This window comes from Janibacter cremeus, from assembly GCF_029395675.1.
Classification (GTDB): Bacteria; Actinomycetota; Actinomycetes; order Actinomycetales; family Dermatophilaceae; genus Janibacter; species Janibacter cremeus_A.
Window position 1 is genome coordinate 1,244,682 of the sequence record NZ_CP115184.1, and the last position, 20,330, is coordinate 1,265,011.

At 71.3% G+C, this 20,330-nt stretch carries 21 protein-coding genes; 4 read left to right on the plus strand and 17 right to left on the minus strand.

The window, feature by feature from the left end:
- Positions 1-475: 475 nt before the first annotated feature.
- Complete coding sequence (tyrS, locus tag O9K63_RS05720; protein WP_277241365.1) at positions 476-1,735, minus strand: tyrosine--tRNA ligase; 1,260 nt, start codon at positions 1,733-1,735, stop codon at positions 476-478.
- Positions 1,736-1,920: 185 nt separating this feature from the next.
- Here tyrS and O9K63_RS05725 point away from each other — a divergent pair, with 185 nt between their 5' ends.
- The gene (locus O9K63_RS05725) at positions 1,921-2,136 is read left to right on the plus strand and encodes a (2Fe-2S)-binding protein (protein ID WP_277242270.1); all 216 of its coding nucleotides are present in this window, start codon (positions 1,921-1,923) and stop codon (positions 2,134-2,136) included.
- Entirely contained in the window at positions 2,123-2,611 is a 489-nt protein-coding gene (gene bfr / locus O9K63_RS05730) for a bacterioferritin (RefSeq protein ID WP_277241367.1), read from the plus strand. The genes O9K63_RS05725 and bfr overlap by 14 nt, the downstream gene beginning before the upstream one ends.
- Here the strand turns inward: bfr and O9K63_RS05735 are convergent.
- Genes O9K63_RS05735 through O9K63_RS05790 form a run of 12 tightly spaced genes read right to left on the minus strand, consistent with a single transcriptional unit; the run spans position 2,598 to position 15,830 of the window.
- Positions 2,598-3,233: a DNA-3-methyladenine glycosylase gene (locus tag O9K63_RS05735; protein ID WP_277242271.1), complete on the minus strand. Its 636-nt coding sequence runs from the start codon at positions 3,231-3,233 to the stop codon at positions 2,598-2,600. The genes bfr and O9K63_RS05735 overlap by 14 nt on opposite strands.
- Positions 3,233-4,708: an argininosuccinate lyase gene (gene argH, locus O9K63_RS05740; RefSeq protein WP_431190361.1), complete on the minus strand. Its 1,476-nt coding sequence runs from the start codon at positions 4,706-4,708 to the stop codon at positions 3,233-3,235. Before argH ends, O9K63_RS05735 begins: the two co-directional genes overlap by 1 nt.
- Entirely contained in the window at positions 4,705-5,220 is a 516-nt protein-coding gene (locus O9K63_RS05745; RefSeq protein WP_277241369.1) for an arginine repressor, read from the minus strand. Before O9K63_RS05745 ends, argH begins: the two co-directional genes overlap by 4 nt.
- Positions 5,217-6,155: an ornithine carbamoyltransferase gene (gene argF / locus O9K63_RS05750; RefSeq protein WP_277241371.1), complete on the minus strand. Its 939-nt coding sequence runs from the start codon at positions 6,153-6,155 to the stop codon at positions 5,217-5,219. Before argF ends, O9K63_RS05745 begins: the two co-directional genes overlap by 4 nt.
- On the minus strand, positions 6,152-7,369 hold the full coding sequence (locus O9K63_RS05755; protein ID WP_277241373.1) for an acetylornithine transaminase: 1,218 nt from the start codon (positions 7,367-7,369) through the stop codon (positions 6,152-6,154). Before O9K63_RS05755 ends, argF begins: the two co-directional genes overlap by 4 nt.
- Positions 7,366-8,349 (minus strand): acetylglutamate kinase, encoded by a 984-nt coding sequence (gene argB, locus O9K63_RS05760; protein WP_277241375.1) that lies wholly within the window; start codon positions 8,347-8,349, stop codon positions 7,366-7,368. Before argB ends, O9K63_RS05755 begins: the two co-directional genes overlap by 4 nt.
- Before the next feature lie 35 nt (positions 8,350-8,384).
- The gene (gene argJ, locus O9K63_RS05765) at positions 8,385-9,536 is read right to left on the minus strand and encodes a bifunctional glutamate N-acetyltransferase/amino-acid acetyltransferase ArgJ (RefSeq protein WP_277241378.1); all 1,152 of its coding nucleotides are present in this window, start codon (positions 9,534-9,536) and stop codon (positions 8,385-8,387) included.
- Positions 9,533-10,576 carry an N-acetyl-gamma-glutamyl-phosphate reductase gene (gene argC / locus O9K63_RS05770; RefSeq protein WP_277241380.1) on the minus strand — a complete coding sequence of 348 codons (1,044 nt, stop codon included), beginning with the start codon at positions 10,574-10,576 and terminating at the stop codon, positions 9,533-9,535. Before argC ends, argJ begins: the two co-directional genes overlap by 4 nt.
- Before the next feature lie 37 nt (positions 10,577-10,613).
- The gene (locus O9K63_RS05775; RefSeq protein ID WP_277241382.1) at positions 10,614-11,345 is read right to left on the minus strand and encodes an SDR family oxidoreductase; all 732 of its coding nucleotides are present in this window, start codon (positions 11,343-11,345) and stop codon (positions 10,614-10,616) included.
- Entirely contained in the window at positions 11,342-13,861 is a 2,520-nt protein-coding gene (gene pheT / locus O9K63_RS05780; protein ID WP_277241384.1) for a phenylalanine--tRNA ligase subunit beta, read from the minus strand. The genes O9K63_RS05775 and pheT overlap by 4 nt, the downstream gene beginning before the upstream one ends.
- A complete protein-coding gene (gene pheS, locus O9K63_RS05785; RefSeq protein WP_277241386.1) occupies positions 13,861-14,955 on the minus strand; it encodes a phenylalanine--tRNA ligase subunit alpha in 1,095 nt (364 codons plus the stop codon). Before pheS ends, pheT begins: the two co-directional genes overlap by 1 nt.
- An 11-nt stretch (positions 14,956-14,966) precedes the next feature.
- Entirely contained in the window at positions 14,967-15,830 is an 864-nt protein-coding gene (locus O9K63_RS05790) for a hypothetical protein (protein WP_277241388.1), read from the minus strand.
- Positions 15,831-15,937: 107 nt separating this feature from the next.
- Here O9K63_RS05790 and O9K63_RS05795 point away from each other — a divergent pair, with 107 nt between their 5' ends.
- Both O9K63_RS05795 and O9K63_RS05800 read left to right on the plus strand, forming a co-directional pair.
- On the plus strand, positions 15,938-16,375 hold the full coding sequence (locus O9K63_RS05795) for a Fur family transcriptional regulator (protein ID WP_277241390.1): 438 nt from the start codon (positions 15,938-15,940) through the stop codon (positions 16,373-16,375).
- 43 nt (positions 16,376-16,418) lie between these two features.
- Positions 16,419-17,978 (plus strand): catalase, encoded by a 1,560-nt coding sequence (locus O9K63_RS05800; protein ID WP_277241392.1) that lies wholly within the window; start codon positions 16,419-16,421, stop codon positions 17,976-17,978.
- Positions 17,979-18,067: 89 nt separating this feature from the next.
- Here O9K63_RS05800 and O9K63_RS05805 read toward each other — a convergent pair whose 3' ends face one another.
- Genes O9K63_RS05805 through infC form a run of 4 tightly spaced genes read right to left on the minus strand, consistent with a single transcriptional unit; the run spans position 18,068 to position 20,156 of the window.
- Positions 18,068-18,832 carry a TrmH family RNA methyltransferase gene (locus O9K63_RS05805; protein WP_277241394.1) on the minus strand — a complete coding sequence of 255 codons (765 nt, stop codon included), beginning with the start codon at positions 18,830-18,832 and terminating at the stop codon, positions 18,068-18,070.
- 56 nt (positions 18,833-18,888) lie between these two features.
- Positions 18,889-19,269, minus strand: a complete 381-nt coding sequence (rplT, locus tag O9K63_RS05810) for a 50S ribosomal protein L20 (RefSeq protein WP_277241396.1) — start codon at positions 19,267-19,269, stop codon at positions 18,889-18,891.
- A 39-nt stretch (positions 19,270-19,308) separates the two neighbouring features.
- Positions 19,309-19,503 (minus strand): 50S ribosomal protein L35, encoded by a 195-nt coding sequence (rpmI, locus tag O9K63_RS05815; RefSeq protein WP_277241398.1) that lies wholly within the window; start codon positions 19,501-19,503, stop codon positions 19,309-19,311.
- Between the two features lie 44 nt (positions 19,504-19,547).
- The gene (gene infC, locus O9K63_RS05820; protein ID WP_277242273.1) at positions 19,548-20,156 is read right to left on the minus strand and encodes a translation initiation factor IF-3; all 609 of its coding nucleotides are present in this window, start codon (positions 20,154-20,156) and stop codon (positions 19,548-19,550) included.
- Positions 20,157-20,330: the final 174 nt, after the last annotated feature.

Sequence of the window (20,330 nt, forward strand, 5' to 3'; positions counted from 1 at the left end):
CTCCCCAACCAAACCAACCCACACCCACACGGGCACAGGCCAGATCAGCCAAGAAACGAGGTATTGGCATCGATCATTTGACACGCTGTTGAGTTCTCAAGATTCACACGCACACCCCACACAACCCACCAACCGGCGACCTGCACAAGGGGCAACTTCTCCATCTTACTGTGTGTCGCTGCAGTGTCAACCTCGCTGCTCTCGTACCTGATCGGAGGAGACCAGCAGATTGGCCTCTGCGGCGACTTCCCACCTTAGCAGCCTGGCTGCCTCGGCTCCAACTCGGTTGCGCTGCGCACCTGGGTGCTCACGATCCGTGTCGGATGGGGATCAACTCGGCGGGACCGGCCTACTTGGTGCGACCCTGCAAGGGCCACCACTTGGTGTCCGTTCCTCCCTCTCGGGCTGACAGATGAAACATTAGATCACCCGTCGGCCCGACACCAAATCGGCGCTGGGGCAGGCGCTTTCGTCCTCAGCTCAACCGCGCAGCGGCCAGGTTCTTGCGGCCGCGACGCACGACGGCCACGCGGTTGTGGAGGTAGTCCCCCGGTCCGAGCAGGTAGCCCTCGTCCCCCACCTTGTCGCCATTGATCGAGACCGCTCCGTCGCCGATGGCCCGACGTGCAGCCTTCTTCGAGTCCACGAGGCCGGTGGCCACGAGGGCGTCGAGGAGTCCGGTGCCCGCCGGCACGTCCGCCCCGGGGAGCTCACGGGTCGCGTCGACGAGTGTCTGCTCGTCCAGGGCGCGCACGTCCCCCTTGCCGAAGAGCGCCTCCGATGCCGCCTGGACCGAGGCCGTGGCCTGCTCCCCGTGGACGAGCGTGGTCATGTCCGCGGCCAGGGTGCGCTGGGCCGCGCGCCGCCAGGGCTCGTCGGCCACGAGGCGCTCGAGCTCGACCACCTCCTCGTGGGTGCGGTCCGTGAAGACCTTGAGCAGCTTGACCACCGAGGCGTCCTCGACGTTGACCCAGTACTGGTAGAAGGCATACGGGCTGGTCATCTGCGCGTCGAGCCAGACCGCGTTGCCCTCGGACTTGCCGAACTTGTTCCCGTGGGCGTCGGTGATCAACGGAGTCGTCAGCAGGTGCACCGACTCCCCCTCGGCGCGGTGGATGAGGTCGGACCCGGCCGTGAGGTTGCCCCACTGGTCCTGGCCACCGGTCTGCAGCGTGCACCCGTACTCCCGGAAGAGCTCCAGGAAGTCGAGCCCCTGCAGGATCTGGTAGCTGAACTCGGTGTAGGAGATCCCCTCGTCGCTGTTGAGACGTGCGGCCACGGCGTCCTTGCGCACCATCTGGTTGACGCGGAAGTGCTTGCCGACGTCCCGCAGGAAGTCCAGGGCGGACATCGGCGCGGTCCAGTCGAGGTTGTTCACCGTGATCGCGGCGTTGCTCCCCTCGAAGTCGAGGAAGGGCCGGACCTGTTCCTGGATCCGGGCCACCCACTCGGCGGTCTGCTCCTTGGTCTTCAGCACCCGCTCCGCCGTCGGGCGCGGGTCGCCGATGAGTCCGGTCGAACCACCGACGAGGCAGATGACGCGGTGGCCCGCCCGCTGCAGGTGACGCAGCACGATCAGCTGGACCAGGTTGCCGAAGTGCAGGGACGGCGCCGTGGGGTCGAACCCGCAGTACAGGGTGACCGGTCCGTCGGCGAGCGCCTGTCGCAAGGCGGCCTCGTCCGTGGTCTGGGCCACCAGTCCACGCCACTGCAGCTCGTCGAGGATGTCGGTCACGGTGGTCTCGGTCCTTCCCGGAGGGGTTCGGGCGCCCTGCTGGCCGTCCGGGGACAGCCTGCCATGCACCACCTCGCCCCCGTGGAGGGGCACCGATCCGGCATGTGGAACGGGGGGTGACGCCCGCGGGCCAATGTGGGCTAAGGTATGCCTTGCCTCACCAATGAAGGGAGATCCTCGTGATCGTGTGCAACTGTGCCGTCGTCGGCGACAAGCAGATCGCTGCCGCGGCGGCCGACGGCGCGAGCACCCTCTCCCAGGTGTGCGCCAGCACCGGAGCGGGCCGCGATTGCGGCGCGTGTGTCTTCTCCGTTCGACGCATTCTCTGCGACACTGTGGGTTCCGAGGGTCCGCAGGACTCACACCCCACTGTCGCGGAGGTCGAACGTGCAGCCAGTTGACCCGAGGGTCGTCACCCTCCTGAACGAGGCGCTCACCATCGAGCTGACCGTCGTCAACGGTTACTTCCTCAACGCACGCATGCTCGACAACTGGGGCCTCCCGCGCCTCGGGAAGGTCTTCTACGACCTGTCGATCGGCGAGATGAAGGATGCGGACGAGCTCATCGAGCGCATCCTGATGTTCGACGGTCACCCCAACGTGCAGAAGCTGAACAACATCCAGGTCGGCGAGAACGCCGTCGAGATGCTGGAGCTGGCCCTGGCCAGCGAGGTGCACGCCATCAAGACTTTCAACGCCGCCGCCCACGAGTGCCACGGGTTCGGGGACCACGCCACGGCCAACGTCTTCGAGGAGATGGCCCGCGACGAGGAGGCCCACGCCGACTGGTTCGAGGCCCAGCTCGACGCGTGCACGCGCGTCGGCATGGAGAACTACCTCGCCCAGCAGGTGGACGTCTCCGTCAACCCCGCCTGACCCCGCGGGGTTTGCCCGGGCGGTATGCCGAGACCGTCGGCTCACCGTCGATCCAGTACCGCCAGGGGTAGAGCGCGCCGTCGCCCCCCGGGCCGGAGACCCCGACCCGGGGGCCGGTGCGAACCCGTGCGTCCGGCACGGGGTCCGGCGGCGCGTACAGGGCGAAGGGGGAATCCCGCCCGGTCAGCGCCGCCCCGTCGTCCTCGCCGCCGATCGCCATCGCCTTGGTGAGGCGACCCGGCCCGCGGGCGAGGTCCCGGTCCGGGACCCCCGGCCGCCGGTCGGGCATGAGCTCCTCCCCCGCCACGACCTCACCGGCGCGCACGAGGACGGCGGCGCACTCCCCCGTCGTCCCGCACACGATGTTGCAGCACCAGTGGATGCCGTAGCTGCGGTAGACGTACAGGTGGCCGGGCGGGCCGAACATCACCCGGGTGCGCGGGGTCATGCCCCGGTACCCGTGCGAGCCGGGGTCCACCTCACCGTGATAGGCCTCGACCTCGGTCAGGCGCAGGGTCACCCCACGACCGACCAGGTGCGTGCCCAGCAGCGAGCGGGCGACCTCGAGCGGATCCCGCCCGAGGTCGCGGGCGGTCAGGCGCCGACCACGCGAGGGTGCGATCAGCGGGCCCCGATCCGCGTGGCGGCCCAGGCGCCGAGCTTCTCGACCCGCGCCCGCGCGGTCCCGATCTGGTCCCGGACGCGGTCGGGTGCGGTGCCGCCCTTCGCGTCCCGGGAGGCCAGGGACCCGGCGACCGAGAGGACCTCGCGCACCCCGGGCGTCAGGTGCTCGCTGATCCGGGAGAGGTCTTCGTCGGTCAGGTCCCACAGCTCGATCTGGCGGTCCTCGCACTCGCGGACGCAGGCACCGGCGACCTCGTGCGCGATGCGGAAGGGCACGCCCTGGCGCACGAGCCACTCCGCGATGTCGGTCGCGAGCGAGAATCCCTGCGGCGCGAGGGCGGCCATCCGGTCACCGTGGTAGGTCAGCGTCGCGACCATCCCGGAGAAGGCCGGCAGCAGCAGCTCGAGGGTGTCGACCGCGTCGAAGACCGGCTCCTTGTCCTCCTGCAGGTCGCGGTTGTAGGCGAGCGGCAGGGCCTTGAGCGTCGTCATGAGCCCGGCGAGGTCACCGACGAGACGGCCGGCCTTGCCCCGGGCGAGCTCGGCCACATCGGGGTTCTTCTTCTGCGGCATGATGCTCGACCCGGTCGAGAAGGCGTCGTCGAGGGTGATGAAGGAGAACTCCTTCGTGGCCCAGAGGATGATCTCCTCGGCCAGTCGCGAGACGTCCACGGCGGACATCGCCGCGACGAAGCAGAACTCGGCGACGAAGTCGCGGGAGGCGGTCCCGTCGATGGAGTTCTCCACCGCTCCGGAGAAGCCGAGGTCGCTGGCGACCGCCTCGGGGTCGAGCCCGAGTGAGGATCCCGCCAGCGCACCGGAGCCGTACGGACTCAGCGACGTGCGACGGTCCCAGTCGACGAGCCGCTCGACGTCCCGCAGCAGCGCCCAGACGTGGGCGAGCAGGTGGTGGCTGAGCAGGACCGGCTGGGCGTGCTGGAGGTGGGTGCGCCCGGGCATCGGGACATCGATGTGCGCCTCCGCCTGCTCGACGAGTGCGCCCACGACGTCGAGGAGCAGTCCGGCCACGATCCGGGCGTGGTCGCGCAGGTACATCCGGAAGAGGGTGGCCACCTGGTCGTTACGGGACCGCCCGGCTCGCAGGCGGCCGCCGACGTCGGCGCCGACCCGCTCGATGAGCCCGCGCTCGAGGGCGGTGTGGACGTCCTCGTCGTCCTGGGCGGGGACGAAGGCGCCCGTCTCGACGTCCTCGGCCAACCGGGCCAGACCCTGGAGCATCGCCGAGAGGTTCTCCTCGTCGAGGAGACCGGCCGAGTGCAGCACCCGTGCGTGCGCCCGCGAGCCGGCGATGTCGTAGGGCGCCAGCCGCCAGTCGAAGTGGGTCGACTTGCTCAGGGCCGCCAGGGCATCGCTCGGACCGCCGGCGAAGCGGCCGCCCCACAGGCTGACCCGCTCCCCTCCGGGTGCGGTCGGTGCGGGCGGGCCCGGACGGTCGGCGCTCTCTCCGGTCACGGTGTCTCCTGGGTGTCGGGTGTGGTCTGGGCCAGGCCCAGCAGTCGGGCGGTCAGGCTCTCGCCCTCCTCGGGCGAGCCGGTGATGACCATGATCGTGTCATCGCCGGCGATGGTGCCGAGCACCTCGGGCCAGCGGGCGTGGTCGACGGCCGCCGCGAGGTAGTTCGCGGCGCCCGGTGGGGTGCGCACGACGACCAGCTGGGCACTGGTGCGTGCGGTGACGAGCAACTCCTCGCACAGGCGTCGCAGCCGGTCGTCGATCTCGACGCGGCCGACGGCCGCACGCGGGGTGCGGTCCCCCCCTTCGCCGGGGAGCGCGTACACGAGGTCACGCCCGATACGCACCTTCTCGGCGCGCAGCTCGAGCAGGTCGCGGGACAGCGTCGCCTGGGTGACCTCGATGCCGTCGGCGGCGAGCAGGGCCAGCAGCTCGGTCTGGCTGCGCACGGCGTGCTCGCGCAGCAGCTCGGCGATGCGCGCCTGTCGGCCGGGCCGGGTCGCGGGGATCATGACGAGGCGGTCAGGAGGAAGGTCATCAGGGCCTTCTGCGCGTGCAGGCGGTTCTCCGCCTCGTCCCAGACGACCGATTGGTCACCGTCGATGACCTCGGCCTCGATCTCCAGGCCGCGGTAGGCCGGGAGGCAGTGCAGGACGATCGCGTCGGGGGCGGCGTGCGCGAGCAGCTCCCGGGTGACGGCGAAGGGGGCGAAGGGCGAGGTCTCGCCGGTGCGGTCCCCCTTCTCGCCCTCCATGCCCATGGACACCCACGTGTCGGTGGCGACGACGTCGGCCCCGGAGACCGCACCCACCGGGTCGTCGGTGACCAGGACGGAGCCGCCCTGCTCCCCGGCGATCGCCTGCGCCCGGGCGAGGACGTCGGCGGTCGGGTGGTGGGTCGTGGGCGTGCCGATGCGCACGTGCATGCCGGCCATCGCACAGGAGAGCAGGTAGGAGTGCGCCATGTTGTTGGCACCGTCCCCGACGTAGGCGAGGGTGCGGCCGGCGGTACCGCCCTTGTGCTCGCGGATCGTCAGCAGGTCGGCGAGCAGCTGGCACGGGTGGTAGTCATCGGTGAGGGCGTTGATCACCGGGACGTCGACGTGGGCCGCGAGCTCCTCGAGACGGTCCTGGCCGTGGGTGCGCCAGACGATGGCACTGACCTGGCGGCCGATGACCCGGGCCACGTCCGCGATGGACTCACGGGTGCCGATCTGGGCGAGGCTGCCGTCGACCGACATCGGGTAGCCCCCCAGCTCCGCCACGCCGGTGGCGAAGGAGAGCTGGGTGCGCAGCGTGGGCTTGTCGAAGATGACGGCGACGGCCCGGGGGCCGGCGAGGGGCTGCTCCGCGTGGCGCTCGGCCTTCAGGCGTGCGGCCAGGTCGAGGACGGTTGCCTGCTCGGCGGGGGTGAGGTCGTCGTCGGCGAGCATGTGGCGGGCGCTCATGGGGTCTCCGGGGTGGGCTGGGTGGCCGCGTCGAGGATCGCCGGGAGGGCGTCGACGAAGGTCGCGAGCTGGTCGGTCGTGATGATCAGGGGTGGGGCCAGGCGCAGGGCGTCGGGCGCCACCGGGTTGACGATGAAACCGTGGGACCGCGCCGTGGCCGCGACGGCCGGTGCGATCGGCTCGGTGAGCCGGATCGCTCGCAGCAGCCCCGCTCCGCGCACCCCCGCGACCAGCGGGTGGTCGAGCGCGGCGACCCGGTCGGCGAGGAACTGGCCTGCCTGTGCGGCGTGCTCGATGAGCCCCTCCGACTCGATGGTCCCGATGACGGCGAGCGCTGCGCTGCAGGCCAGGGGGTTGCCACCGAAGGTGGAGCCGTGCTGGCCGGCCGTGAGCAGACCGGTGACGTCGGGGCCGAAGGTGACCAGGCCACCGATCGGCACGCCTCCCCCCAGCCCCTTGGCCACCGCCATGGCGTCCGGGACGACGCCCTCGAGCTGGTGGGCGAACCAGGCGCCCGTGCGCGCGATCCCGGTCTGGATCTCGTCGAGGACGAGCAGGGCGCCCGCCTCGCGCGTGATCTCCCGGGCCGCGGCGAGGTAGCCGGCCGGGGTCGGCACCACACCGGCCTCCCCCTGGATCGGCTCGAGCAGGACCATCGCGGTGTCCGGCCCGACGGCGGCGCGCAGCGCGTCGACGTCCCCCGCAGGGACGTGGGTGACGCCGGGCAGGAGCGGCTCGAAGGGCTCGCGGTAGGCCGCCTTGTGGGTCAGGGTCACGGCGCCGGTGGTGCGTCCGTGGAAGGCCCCACTCGCGGCGACGATGCCCGTGCGACCGGTGCGGCGGGAGAGCTTGATCGCGGTCTCGATGGCCTCGGACCCGCTGTTGGCGAAGAAGACGCCGGAGCCCTCGGGCGCCTCGGCGATCCGCAGCAGCGCCTCGGCCGCCTCGACCTGCGCGGGCGTGGTGAAGAAGTTGCTCACGTGCAGCGCGGTCCGGGCCTGCATCGAGACCGCGGTGACGAGGGCGGGGTGGCCGTGGCCCAGGGCGTTGACGGCGATGCCCCCGAGCAGGTCGAGGTAGCGGTTGCCGTCGACGTCCCAGACGTACGCGCCGTCGCCGTGGGAGAGGACGAGCCCGGGGACGCCGAAGACGCCGATGTGGCTGGCGCGGTAGCGCTCGAGGAGAGCCTGCTGGTCCGTGGACACGGTGGTCATGAGGGGTTGCCCTCTCCTTCTGCGTCGTCGTCCGATTCGCCGGTGGCCCCGGAGTCCACGTCGTCGGGCAGGATCATCGTCCCGAAGCCCTCGGAGGTGAAGATCTCCAGCAGCATGGAGTGCGGCTGGCGTCCGTCGACGACGTGGGCCTGCGGGACCCCCTTCGTCACGGCCCTGATGCACGCCTCGAGCTTGGGGATCATCCCCGTGTCGACCCGGTCGAGCAGGGCACGGGCACCGGAGACGGACAGGTGCGACAGCAGCGAGTCCCGGTCGGGCCAGTCGGCGTAGATGCCCTCCACGTCGGTGAGGACCACGAGCTTCTGGGCGCGCAGGGCGACGGCCAGCGCGGAGGCCGCGGTGTCGGCGTTGACGTTGAGCACCTGCCCGTCGACGTCGAGGTCCGGCGCGATCGTGGAGACGACCGGGATGCGGCCGGCGTCGAGGATGTCGAGGACCGCGGCCGGATCGACCGACTCGACGTCGCCGACGAGCCCGATGTCGACGCTCTCCCCGTCGACCTCCAGCCGGCGGCGGCGACCGCCGAAGAGCCCGGCGTCCTCGCCCGACATGCCGACGGCGACGGGGCCGTGCTGGTTGAGCAGGCCGACGAGCTCTCGGCCGACCTGGCCGGTGAGCACCATCCGCACGACGTCCATGACCTCGGGGGTGGTGACGCGCAGGCCACCCTTGAACTCGCTCGCCAGACCGAGACGGTCGAGCATCGCCTGGATCTGGGGGCCGCCGCCGTGGACCACGACCGGGCGCAGGCCGGCGTAGCGCAGGAAGACGATGTCCTGGGCGAAGGCGGCCTTGAGCTCGTCGTCGGTCATGGCGTTGCCGCCGTACTTGATCACGACGAGCGCCCCGCGGAACTGCTCGAGCCAGGGCAGGGCCTCGACGAGTGTCGTCGCCTTGCTCCGGGCCACGCGCAGCGCCGCGGCGTCGATCGCGCCGCGCAGGGTGGTGTCCGAGTGCATTGTGGTGCTCTTCCTCGTGCGTCGGGCGGAGTGCGTCAGGTGGAGTAGGCGGAGTTCTCGTGCACGTAGTCGTGGGTGAGGTCGTTGGTCCAGACGGTGACCTCCTCGGCACCGGCGTGCAGGTCGACCTCGACCCGCACCTCGCGCTCCTCGAGGTCGACGTGCGAGCGGTCCTCCCCGACCCCGCCGGCACGGCACACCTGCACGCCGTTGATCGACACGTCCAGCTGCTGGGGCTCGAAGGCCGCCTGCGTGGTGCCCACGGCGGCGAGCACCCGACCCCAGTTGGGGTCCCTGCCGAAGATGGCGCACTTGAAGAGGGTGTTGCGCGCGATGCTGCGGGCCACCTCGAGGCCGTCGTCCTCCGAGGCCGCGCCCCGGACCACGATCTCGATGTCGTGGTGGGCGCCCTCGGCGTCACCGATGAGCTGACGGGCCATGTCGGCGCAGACCTCTCGGATCGCCTCGGTGAGGTCGGCCCGGTCGACGGTGACGCCCGATGCCCCGGAGGCCATCGCGAGCACGGTGTCGTTGGTGGACATGCAGCCGTCGGAGTCGATCCGGTCGAAGGTGGTGCGTGTCGCCTCCCGCAGGGCGGCGTCGAGGTCGGCGGCGCTGGTCACCGCGTCGGTCGTGACGACGACGAGCATCGTGGCGAGCGCCGGAGCGAGCATGCCGGCCCCCTTCGCCATCCCGCCGACGCTCCACCCGTCCCGGGCGGCCGCGGCGGTCTTGGCGACGGTGTCGGTGGTCATGATCGCCTCGGCCGCGGCCGCTCCCCCGTCGTCGGCGAGGGCGCCGGCGGCGACGGTGACACCCGCGGTGAGCGTGTCCATCGGGAGGAGCTCGCCGATGAGGCCGGTGCTGCACACGACGACGTCACCGGCGGAGACGTCGAGCGCGGTGGCGGCGTGCTCGGCGGTGGCGTGGGTGTCGGCGAAGCCCTGCGCGCCGGTGCACGCGTTGGCGCCGCCCGAGTTCAGGACGGCGGCGTCGGCACGCCCGTCCGTGACGACCTGGCGCGACCACGTCACCGGAGCCGCCTCGACGCGGTTGGTCGTGAAGACCGCGGCCGCGTGGTGGTCCGGGCCGTCGTTGACGACGAGCGCGACATCGGGGCGCCCGCTCGGCTTGAGGCCGGCGGTCACGCCCGAGGCGCGGAAACCGGCGGGGGTCGTCGTGCTCACGGAGCCACTCCCGTCATCGGCAGGCCGGTCGTCTCGGGGAATCCGAGTGCGAGGTTCATCGACTGGACCGCGGCACCCGCGGTCCCCTTGGTCAGGTTGTCCTCCGCCGCGACGGCGATGACCCGTCCGCTGCGCTCGTCGAGGGTGACCTGGACGTGGACGAGGTTGGACCCGAGCACGCTGCCGGTGTGCGGCCACCGCCCCTCGGGCAGGAGGTGGACGAAGGGCTCGTCGGCATAGGCCTGCTCCCACGCCGTGCGCACGGCAGCGGCGTCGGCGCCCTGCGCGGCGCGGGCGGTCGCCGTCGCGAGGATGCCCCGGGGCATCGGGGCCAGGGTCGGGGTGAAGGAGACGCTGGCGGCCCGTCCTGCGGCCCGGGTGAAGTTGCGCTCGATCTCGGGCGTGTGCCGGTGCACCCCACCGACCCCGTAGGGGCTCATCGCGCCCATGACCTCGGCGCCGATGAGGTGCGGCTTGGTGGAGCGGCCGGCGCCGGAGCTGCCGGAGGCGGCGACGACCACGATGTCCTCCGGCTCGATGACACCGGCGGCCAGCCCCGGGGCGAGCGCGAGGCTGATCGCCGTCGGGTAGCACCCGGGCACGGCGATGCGGCGGGCCCCGACCAGGTCCGCGCGGTGCTTGTCCCCGTGCCCGCGCACGAGCTCGGGGAGGCCGTAGGGCCAGGTGCCGGCGAAGGGGGTGTCGTAGTAGTCGGTCCAGTCCTGCTCGTCGTCGAGACGGAAGTCCGCCCCGCAGTCGATGATCGTCACCTCCTGCGGGAGCTGATCGGCGATGGCGGCCGAGTGGCCGTGCGGGAGGGCGAGGAAGACGACGTCGTGCCCGGCGAGGACCTCGGCGCTCGTGGGCTGCAGGACGTGGTCGGCGACCGGCTGCAGGTGGGGCGCCAGGTCACCGACGCGGGTGCCGGCGTTGCCGGAGGCGGTGAGTGCGCCGACCTCGACCTCGGGATGGTCCAGGAGGAGGCGGACGATCTCGGCGCCGGCGTAGCCACTGGCCCCGGCGACGGCTGCGGTGATCATGATGAATGACTATACGTGGCCATGGCGAGCCATGCAATCAGCCGAGCGGGTCGTCCGCGCCGTAGGGGAACAGCCCCACCGTCCGGGCCTGCGGCTGCAGCGCCGGGGTCGCCGCCTCCAGCGCTGCGACGGTGTCCTCGCCGGCCCGGACCATGCGGCCGGACCATGCATCCAGGCGTCCGTCCACCAGCGCCAGGAAGAGCTCGATCACCTCGGTCGGATCGGTCCACTCGGTCCGCTCGTCGTGCCGCGACATCGACCGGGTCATGTCCGTGCGCACGATGCCGGGCGCCAGGTCGAAGACGTGGACCCCGCGGCCCTGCGCGGACAGGTGCGTGGCGCCGGTGATCCGGCCGAGGGCGGACTTGGAGACGTTGTACGCCGAGGCGACCTCGCCCGGCTTGGTGCCCGAGCCGGAGTTGATGTTGATGATCCGCCCTGCCCCGCGGTCGAGCATGTGCGGGAGCACGGCGCGGGTGAGCAGGTAGGGACCGCGGACGTTGACCTCGACCGTGCGCCACCAGTCGTCGGGGTCGGACTCCTCGAGCGCCACCTCGGCGTCCACGACACCGGCGTTGTTGACCAGCAGGTCGATCCGCTCGTGGCGGGCCAGCACGTCGTCGACCCAGCGCCGGACGGACGCGGCATCGGTGACGTCGGCGACGGCACTCGAGCCGCGCTCGACACGCCAGCCGGCCTCCTCGAGGGCGTCGGCGAGGAACCCGCCGATCCCCCGTGAGGCCCCCGTGACCACGGCGACCCCGGTCATCGCTGCTGCGCCCCCGTCGCCGAGGCGGCAGCCGCCACGGCCGTGTCCCGGAGCCTGCTGACCTCCTCGGTCTTCAGGGTGCGGTCGGCGCGGAAGGTCAGCCGGTAGGCGAGCGACTTGCGCCCCTCGCCCACCTGGTCACCGCGGTAGACGTCGAACAGCGTGAGCGTCTCCAGCGCCCCTCCGGCACCCGAGCGCAGGGCGGCCCCGACCGTGCCGGCCGGCACCGCCTCGTCGACGACGAGGGCGACATCGGTGTTGGCCACCGGGTAGGTCGAGAGCTGCTGCGGCCGCACCGGTTGCCCCGATGCCCCGATGAGCATGTCGAGGTCGATCTCCGCCGCGACCGTGCGCTCGGGCAGCTCCAGCCGGCCGACCACCTTGGGGTGCAGCTCGCCGGCGTGCCCGACGACGGTCCCGTCGGGCAGGGACAGTGCGACGCAGCGACCCGGGTGGAAGGGCGCCCGGGTGGTCGCCTCGACCTGGAGGTCCAGGCCGAGGGAGCTCCCGACGACGCGGGCCCAACCCACGACGTCACCGGCGTCGACCGCTCGCGCCGGGCCCCACGGCCCGGCCGGGACGGCGTGGCCGGCCGCGGCGATGGCGACGTGCCGGGGTTGGCGGGGAACCCCCTTCGTGATCCGCTCGAGGTCCTCCGCGGAGGGCAGCGCACCACCCGGGGGCAACGGCAGGGGCGTCACCCCGCTCGCCGTGACGAGGCCGAGCTCGTAGAGGGCGACGTCCCGGTGACCACGCGAGACGTTGCGCCGCAGGGTGTCCAGCAGCGTGTCGAGGATGGAGGTGCGCATCAACGGCGCCTCCTCCTGCAGCGGGTTGGCCAGCCGGACGGTCTCCCGGCGGGGATCCTCGGGCGAGTACCCGAGGTCGTCGTGGCGCTCGGCAGCCGTGAAGGGGTAGGAGAGCACCTCGACGAGGCCGCTGCCGGCGAGCGAGCGCGCGACGACCCGACGGGCACGCTGCTCGTGGGTCAGGCCGCGCCCGGCGCTCGCCCGCGGGACGACGGAGGGGATCTGGTCGTAGCCGCGCACGCGGGCGACCTCCTCGACGAGGTCCGGCCCGTCGACGAGGTCGGGGCGCCAGGTCGGCGGCCGGACGGTGAGAGCGTCCCCCGCATCGGTGATGGTGCAACCGATCGCGGTGAGGGTCGCGACCACCTCCTCGCGGGGGTAGTCCAGACCGATGTAGCGCGTGGGCAGCTGCGGGTCGATGGTGACGGTCGCCGGGACGAGCGGGGCACCGACGTCGGTCACGGTCGTGTCGGCGGTACCGCCGCCGTGCTCGACGAGCAGGTCGACGGCCAGCTGCGCCGCCGCCGCCGTCACCGCGGGGTCGACCCCTCTCTCGAAGCGCTTGGACGCCTCGGTGGCCAGGCGGTGGCGACGGGCCGAGCGCGCGACGGTGACGGGGTCGAAGTGCGCGGACTCGATCAGCACGTCGGTCGTGGCCGCGGAGACCTCGCTCGTCTCCCCACCCATGACCCCGGCGATGGCCAGCGGCGTGCTCCCCCCGTCGGTGATGAGCAGGTCCTCGGGAGTGAGGACGCGATCGACGTCGTCGAGGGTCGTCAGCCTCTCACCGGGCCGTGCCCGGCGGACCTCGATCGCCCCGGAGAGGGTGTCGAGGTCGAAGGCGTGCAGCGGCTGGCCGAGCAGCATCATCACGTAGTTGGTCACGTCGACGGCCAGGGAGATCGGGCGCATGCCGACCTCGATGAGCCGGCGGCGCATCCACTCCGGTGAGGCGGCGGTCGCATCGATGCCGCGGACGGTGCGCGCCACGTACCGGTCGCACCCGTCCCTGCCGTCGATCGGGGCGTCGTCGGCCAGGCGCACCTCGTACCCGGCGCCGCTCCCGTCGGCGACGGCGACGTCCGCCGGGTCGTGGAAGGCCACCCCGGCGGAGAGTGCGTACTCACGGGCGATCCCGCGCATGGAGAAGCAGTAGCCGCGGTCCGGGGTGACATTGACCTCGACGGTCTCGGCGTCCAGGCCCAGGACCGGGATGAGGTCGTCACCGGGGACCAGCCCTGCGACGACGTCCGGGCGGTCGGCCAGGTGCTCGGTGAGGACGATGATGCCGTCGTGGTCCTCCCCGAGACCGAGCTCGAGCAGGGAGCAGATCATGCCGGCACTGACGTGCCCGTAGGTCTTGCGCGCGGAGATCTCGAAGTTCCCGGGCAGGACACCACCGGGCAGGATCACCGCGACGAGGTCGCCGGCGTCGAAGTTGTGCGCGCCGCAGACGATGCCCTGCGGCTCGCCCGTGCCGTTGGCGGACCCCACGTCCACCTGGCACCAGTTGATCGTCTTGCCGTTCTTCTGCTCCTCGGGCACGCGCTCGAGGACGCGGCCGACCACGAGCGGTCCGGTGACCCCGCCGCCGTGGATCTCCTCCTCCTCGAGACCGACGCGCACGAGGGTGGCGGCGACGTCCGCCCCCTTCGCCGCCGGCTCGACCTCGGTCAGCTCACGCAGCCACTCGATGGGGGCCCGCATCAGATCTCCATCCCGAACGCGGCCGAGAAGCGCACGTCACCCTCGATGATGTCCCTCATGTCGGCGACGCCGTGGCGCAGCATGAGCGAGCGCTCGATGCCCAGGCCGAAGGCGAAGCCGGTGTACTCGTCCGGGTCGATGCCACCCGCCGCGAGGACGCGGCGGTTGACCATGCCGGAACCGCCCATCTCGATCCAGCCGGTGCCTCCGCAGGTGCGGCAGCCGGAGTCGCCACCCAGGCACACCCAGCAGCGGCAGTCGATCTCGGCGCTCGGCTCGGTGAAGGGGAAGAAGTTCGGCCGCAGACGGGTCTCGATCCCCTCACCGAAGAGGCCCCGGACGAAGGTGTCGAGCGCACCGCGCAGGTGCGCCATGGTGACGCCCCTGTCGACGACGAGGCCCTCGAACTGGTGGAAGACCGGCGTGTGCGTCGCGTCGAGGTCGTCGGTGCGGAAGACCTTGCCCGGGCACAGCACGTAGATCGGCGGCTCGCGGTCGAGCATGGTGCGGATCTGCACCGGCGAGGTGTGCGTGCGCAGGATGACCCCGGCGTCCGCGGGCTCGACGAAGAAGGTGTCCTGCTCACCGCGTGCCGGGTGGTCCGGGCCGATGTTCAGCGCATCGAAGGTCAGCCACTCGGACTCGACCTCGGGGCCCTCGGCGATCTCCCAGCCCATCCCGACGAAGATGTCCTCGACGCGCTCGGTCACCAGGCTGATCGGGTGCCGCGCGCCCAGTCGCGGGTGCGGCCGCAGGACGGTCAGGTCCTGCGTCTCCTCGACGAGGATCCGCTCCTCGCGCTCCTCCTCCAGCTCGGCCTGCCGTGCCGCGAAGGCCTGCTTGACCTTGCCTCGGGCCTGCCCGACGCGCTTGCCGGCGTCGGCCTTCGCGCTCGGCGGCAGTGCGCCGATCTCACGGTTGGCGAGCGCGAGCGGGGACTTGTCGCCCTGGTGCGCCGCGCGCATCCGCTTCAGCTCGTCGAGGGTCGCGGCGCCCGCAACGGCGTCGAGAGCGGCCTGAACGGCCTCCTCGATCACCTGCGGATCGAGCGCGGCGACCTCGACCGGGTCGTAGTTCGTGTTGGGTCCTGACACGAGGCCCGAGTCTACGGTGAGCCCTGCCCGTGGGGCCCGCGGGTTGGGGCTCGGCCCACGTCGTGGACGGTCAGGCGCTCACGCGGCACCAGCGGACCCTGCAGCAGGGACATGAGCAGGTGTGCTCGCCGGTGGCGCCGGTACGCCACGGCGCCCGACTCGTAGAGCTGGTGGAGGCGCCCGTCGACGACGACCGAGCCCTCCGCCATCGGGGGCAGGGGGGTGTCCCGGCCGTTCTGCGCCGTCCATCCCCGGTCCGCCTCGAGGTCCGCCGCCGCCACCCGCGTGAGGAGCGAGGGCCGCGTCCGCCCCCAGCTGCGGGAGAAGTACGCGCTCCCGTCCTCCGCGAAGGCGACCCCCTGGGTCCGCGGCGGCACCGTGAAGACCGCACCGGTCTCCACCGGCGTCCCGTCCGCGTCGAGGTCGTACCGGTACATCCGCTCGGGTCGCTCGCGCCGGAACGTCGCCACGAAGAGCCCGTCGTGGTGGGAGGTCACCGTGGAGCTGGCGCGGACCGGGACGGTCATCAGCGGCTCGGCGATCCCCCCACGCAGGCGGGCGGTGTCGTGCACCTGCACCTTGCCGGCCCCGCAGACGTAGGTCCGGCCCGCGTGGAGGGTGACCCCGCCGTAGTGGTCGAGACCCGAGAGCGGCGCCCGCGCGGTGACCCCTCCGTCGGCGTCCGCGAAGACGAGCGAGCCGACACCGGGGTCGTCGAGGTCGTAGAAGGTGTAGACGAACAGCTCGTGCTCGGTGTCGTAGCCGAGTCCCTGCGGCACGTCCGTGCTGCCCGGGCGAAGGGGGATGACCGCCCCGGGCTCGTGGGGGGACGTCCCGGGGCGTCGGAGCCCGGGGAGCCGACGGAGCAGGTGCATGGTCGACCAACCTACGTCCCGCCCCGTCACGGTGGCCGTTACGAGCACCTCCTTTTTCTTGACTCATTCAAGTATTGGTGGGATTCTTGTTGGTGATGAGTACCACCATGATCGACCCAGACGTCGCCGCGGACCTCCTCCGGGAGCGCTCCATGCGGGTCACGGCCCCGAGGGTGGCCGTGCTGCGCGAGCTGTCCGCGCACCCGCACGCCGACGTCGACACCATCACCCGGTGCACGCGCGAGCGCCTCGGGTCGGTGAGCACCCAGGCGGTCTACGACATCCTCGGCGCGCTCGCGGGCATCGGTCTGGTGCGCAAGTTCGAGCCGGCGGGTCACCCGGCGCGGTTCGAGATCGAACTCGGGGACAACCACCACCACCTCGTCTGCCGTTCCTGCGGCACGATGATCGATGTGGAGTGCGCCCCCGGTGAGGCCCCGTGCCTCGATGCCGCCGACGACCACGGCTTCGCCATCGACGAGGCCGAGGTCATCTACTGGGGCACCTGTCCCGCCTGCGCGACGGAGGCGGCCATCCGAGCCTGATCCACAACTGCACCCCACCCCACAGAGAAAGAGGAGCAGCACGATGTCATCCACCCCGTCCCACCCCGAGAGCCGCGCCGATGCCAGGGGTGAGCTCGACGCCTCCGGTCCCTCGACCCAGATCAACGGCGCCCCGACGGTCAGCGACCGAAACAGCCTGTCCCTGGGCAGCAACGGCCCGCTGCTCCTCCATGACGTCCACCTCATCGACACGCTGGCGCACTTCAACCGGGAGAACATCCCCGAGCGCAAGCCCCACGCGAAGGGGGCCGGGGCCTTCGGCAACTTCGAGGTCACGGGAGACGTCTCCCGGTACACCAAGGCCGCAGTCTTCCAGCCCGGGGCGACGACCCGGATGATGGCGCGCTTCTCCACGGTCGCCGGCGAGCTCGGTTCACCGGACACCTGGCGCGACGTTCGTGGTTTCGCCCTGCGCTTCTGGACCGAGGAGGGGAACTTCGACCTCGTCGGCAACAACACGCCGGTCTTCTTCCTGCGCGACCCGCTGAAGTTCCCGCACTTCATCCGCAGCCAGAAGCGCCTGCCCACGTCGGGCCTTCGCGACAACACGATGCAGTGGGACTTCTGGACGAACAACCCGGAGTCCGCCCACCAGGTCACCTACCTCATGGGTGACCGCGGTCTGCCGCGCACCTGGCGCAACATGAACGGCTACAGCAGCCACACCTACATGTGGGTCAACAGCGCCGGCGAGAAGTTCTGGGTGCAGTACCACTTCCACACCCAGCAGGGGGTCGAGGGGATCACCAACGACGCCGCGGAACGTATCGCCGGTGAGGACGCCGACTTCCACCGCCGCGACCTCTACGACGCCATCGAGCGCGGCGAGTACCCGCAGTGGAAGCTCTCGGTCCAGGTCATGCCCTACGAGGACGCGAAGACCTACCGCTTCAACCCCTTCGACCTGACGAAGACCTGGTCCCACAAGGACTACCCGCTCATCGAGGTCGGCACGATGACCCTCGACGAGAACCCGGTCAACTTCTTCGCCCAGATCGAGCAGGCCGCCTTCGCGCCGAGCAACACCGTGCCCGGCATCGGGTACTCGCCCGACAAGATGCTGCTCAGCCGCGTCTTCGCCTACGCGGACGCCCACCGTGCCCGCATCGGACCCAACTTCCACCAGCTGCCGGTCAACCGCCCGATCGGCGGGCAGAACCACTACACGTTCGACGGCCCGATGCGCTATGAGCACACCGGCGCCGCACCGACCTACCTCCCGAACAGCTTCGGGCGCCCGCACGCTGACGAGGAGGGCCCGGTCGAGGACGGCTGGGAGGCGGACGGCACGATGGTCCGCTCGGCGTACGAACTGCACGCCGAGGACGACGACTTCGGTCAGCCGGGGACACTGGTGCGCGAGGTCTTCTCCGACGACCAGCGCGACCGCCTCGTCGAGACGGTGGTCGGATCGCTTGACGGGGTCGAGGACCCGGTGCTCTCCCGGGTCTTCGAGTACTGGACGAACATCGACTCGGAGATCGGACGCCGCATCACCGAGGCGAAGAAGGCGGCCGACGACGGCGGCGACGTCGACACCGGTGAGGTGCTGAGGGAGTCCGACACCCACGCACGCACGTAGGGACCCTGCACCTCGACGGCCTCGTGTCGGAGGAGGCGTGCACCACCTTAGAAGGGGCGGGACCGACCGGTCCCGCCCCTTCGACTGCGTCAGGCGTGCATCGCCCGGGCCGAGGCGTAGAGGCAGATCGTCGTGGCCATCGCGAGGTTGAGCGACTCGGCGTGGCCGTGGATCGGGACGCGGACGACCTCGTCGCACGCGTCGCGGGTGCCTGCCTGCAGACCCCACGCCTCGTTGCCCATGACCCAGGCGTGCGGGCCGGACAGGTCGACCTCGTCGATGGTGCGCTCCCCCACCCCGTCGGCAGCCAGCCGGCGCACGCCGGCGTCGTCCAGGGCGGACAGGGTCGCACCGATGTCGAGGCCCGTGACGACCGGCAGGTGGAAGATCGACCCGGCGGTGGAGCGCACGACCTTGGGGCTGGTGACGTCGACCGACCCGTCACTGACGAGGACCGCGTCGGCACCGGCCGCATCCGCGCCACGGATGACGGTGCCGAGGTTGCCGGGGTCGCGCACGTGGCTGAGCAGGACGAGCAACCGCGGCCGAGCGGCGAGCACGGAGGCGAGCGTCGACGGCGCCCAGTCGACGACGGCCGCGGTGCCCTGGGGAGTGTCGGCGTCGCACATGGCGGCGAGGACCTCCTCGCTCGTCTCGTGGACCACGACGCCGTGCTCGCGGGCCGGTTCGACGAACTCGGCGTAGCGCTGCGCACCCTCCGCAGTGACGTAGAGATCGCGGATGCGGTCGGGCGCGAAGCGCACCGCCTCGCGCACCCCCTGCGGGCCCTCGACGAGGACACGGCCGGTGCGCCGACGCACAGAACGCCGGGAGAGCCCACGGACCTGCTTCACCCGCTCGGCGGCGGGGTTGGTCAGGGGTGGGCGCTCCCGGCGTTCGGAGTGGTCGCTCAGACCTGCGCCTTGGCGTCGGTGGCCGGGGTGTTGCTCTTGGCCACCTCGACGAGGGCGGCGAAGGCCGCCTCGTCGTTGACCGCGAGCTCGGCGAGCATCCGACGGTCGACCTCGACCTCGGCGGCGCGCAGACCCTGGATGAACCGGTTGTAGGTCATGCCGTTGGCGCGGGCGCCGGCGTTGATGCGCTGGATCCACAGGCGACGGAAGTCGCCCTTCTTGGCGCGACGGTCACGGTAGCTGTACTCCAGCGAGTGGGTGACCTGCTCCCGGGCCTTGCGGTAGAGGCGGGACCGCTGGCCCCGGTAGCCGCTGGCGCGCTCGAGAACGACCCGGCGCTTCTTGTGGGCGTTGACCGCCCGCTTCACGCGTGCCACGTGAGTACTCCTTCAGGTATGGGGGAAAAGAGGCTCAGGTCAGCGACCGAGCAGCTTCTTGATCTTCTTCTCGTCGGCCTTGGCGACCTGGACGTCGCTCGCGAGGCGCCGCGCGTGCTGCGGGGTCTTCTCGTGGAACTTGTGGACGTGGTTGGCCCGCTCGCGCATGATCTTGCCCGAGCCGGTGACCCGGAAGCGCTTCTTCGCACCGCTGTGCGTCTTGTTCTTCGGCATGTCGCCGATCTCCTTCGTGTTGCTGTGCTGGTCTCTGTGCCGGCTCAGGACTCGGCCGGGGCGTCGCTGTCCTTGCTCTCGGCTGCTGCCTTGGCGGCAGCCTGGTCGTCCTTCTTGCGGCGTGCCTCGGCGCGGGCCTCGGACTTCTTCTTCGTCGGGCCGAGCACCATGACCATGTTGCGTCCGTCCTGCTTCGGCGCGGACTCGACGGTGCCGAGCTCGACGACGTCCTCGGCCAGGCGCTGCAGCAGCCGGAAGCCCAGCTCGGGGCGGGACTGCTCGCGGCCGCGGAACATGATCGTCACCTTGACCTTGTCCCCGGCACTGAGGAAGCGCTCGACGTGGCCCTTCTTGGTGCCGTAGTCGTGGCTGTCGATCTTCGGCCGGAGCTTGATCTCCTTGATGACCGTGTTGACCTGGTTCTTGCGCGCTTCACGCGCCTTCATGGCGGCTTCGTACTTGTACTTGCCGAAGTCCATGAGCTTGGCGACGGGCGGCTTGGCCATCGGAGCGACCTCGACGAGGTCGAGGTCCGCCTCGGCAGCGAGCCGGAGGGCGTCCTCCACGCGGACGATGCCGACCTGCTCCCCGTTGGGGCCGACCAACCGCACCTCTGGGACGCGGATTCGGTCATTGATGCGAGGCTCGCTGATGTGCTGCTCCTTAACTCGGTGTGTCACTCCCGCCACCGACGAAGAAAGGCTCCTCGCCGATTGCGAGGAGCCTCACCAGAGCACGACGCCCACGAGCTGTCGACGGGGACCGCCGGCGGCTCGTACCGCACCGAGACCTGAGACCCGGCAACCATGTGGTCGTCGCGGGTGGGA

Coding starts and splice junctions, on each gene's coding strand:
- O9K63_RS05745 (WP_277241369.1), bottom strand. CDS start 5,220: ATGATCCCCGCGACCCGGCCCGGCCGACAGGCGCGCATCGCCGAGCTG.
- argF (WP_277241371.1), bottom strand. CDS start 6,155: ATGAGCGCCCGCCACATGCTCGCCGACGACGACCTCACCCCCGCCGAG.
- O9K63_RS05755 (WP_277241373.1), bottom strand. CDS start 7,369: ATGACCACCGTGTCCACGGACCAGCAGGCTCTCCTCGAGCGCTACCGC.
- argB (WP_277241375.1), bottom strand. CDS start 8,349: ATGCACTCGGACACCACCCTGCGCGGCGCGATCGACGCCGCGGCGCTG.
- argC (WP_277241380.1), bottom strand. CDS start 10,576: ATGATCACCGCAGCCGTCGCCGGGGCCAGTGGCTACGCCGGCGCCGAG.
- O9K63_RS05775 (WP_277241382.1), bottom strand. CDS start 11,345: ATGACCGGGGTCGCCGTGGTCACGGGGGCCTCACGGGGGATCGGCGGG.
- pheT (WP_277241384.1), bottom strand. CDS start 13,861: ATGCGGGCCCCCATCGAGTGGCTGCGTGAGCTGACCGAGGTCGAGCCG.
- O9K63_RS05790 (WP_277241388.1), bottom strand. CDS start 15,830: ATGCACCTGCTCCGTCGGCTCCCCGGGCTCCGACGCCCCGGGACGTCC.
- O9K63_RS05795 (WP_277241390.1), top strand. CDS start 15,938: ATGATCGACCCAGACGTCGCCGCGGACCTCCTCCGGGAGCGCTCCATG.
- O9K63_RS05800 (WP_277241392.1), top strand. CDS start 16,419: ATGTCATCCACCCCGTCCCACCCCGAGAGCCGCGCCGATGCCAGGGGT.
- rpmI (WP_277241398.1), bottom strand. CDS start 19,503: ATGCCGAAGAACAAGACGCACAGCGGTGCGAAGAAGCGCTTCCGGGTC.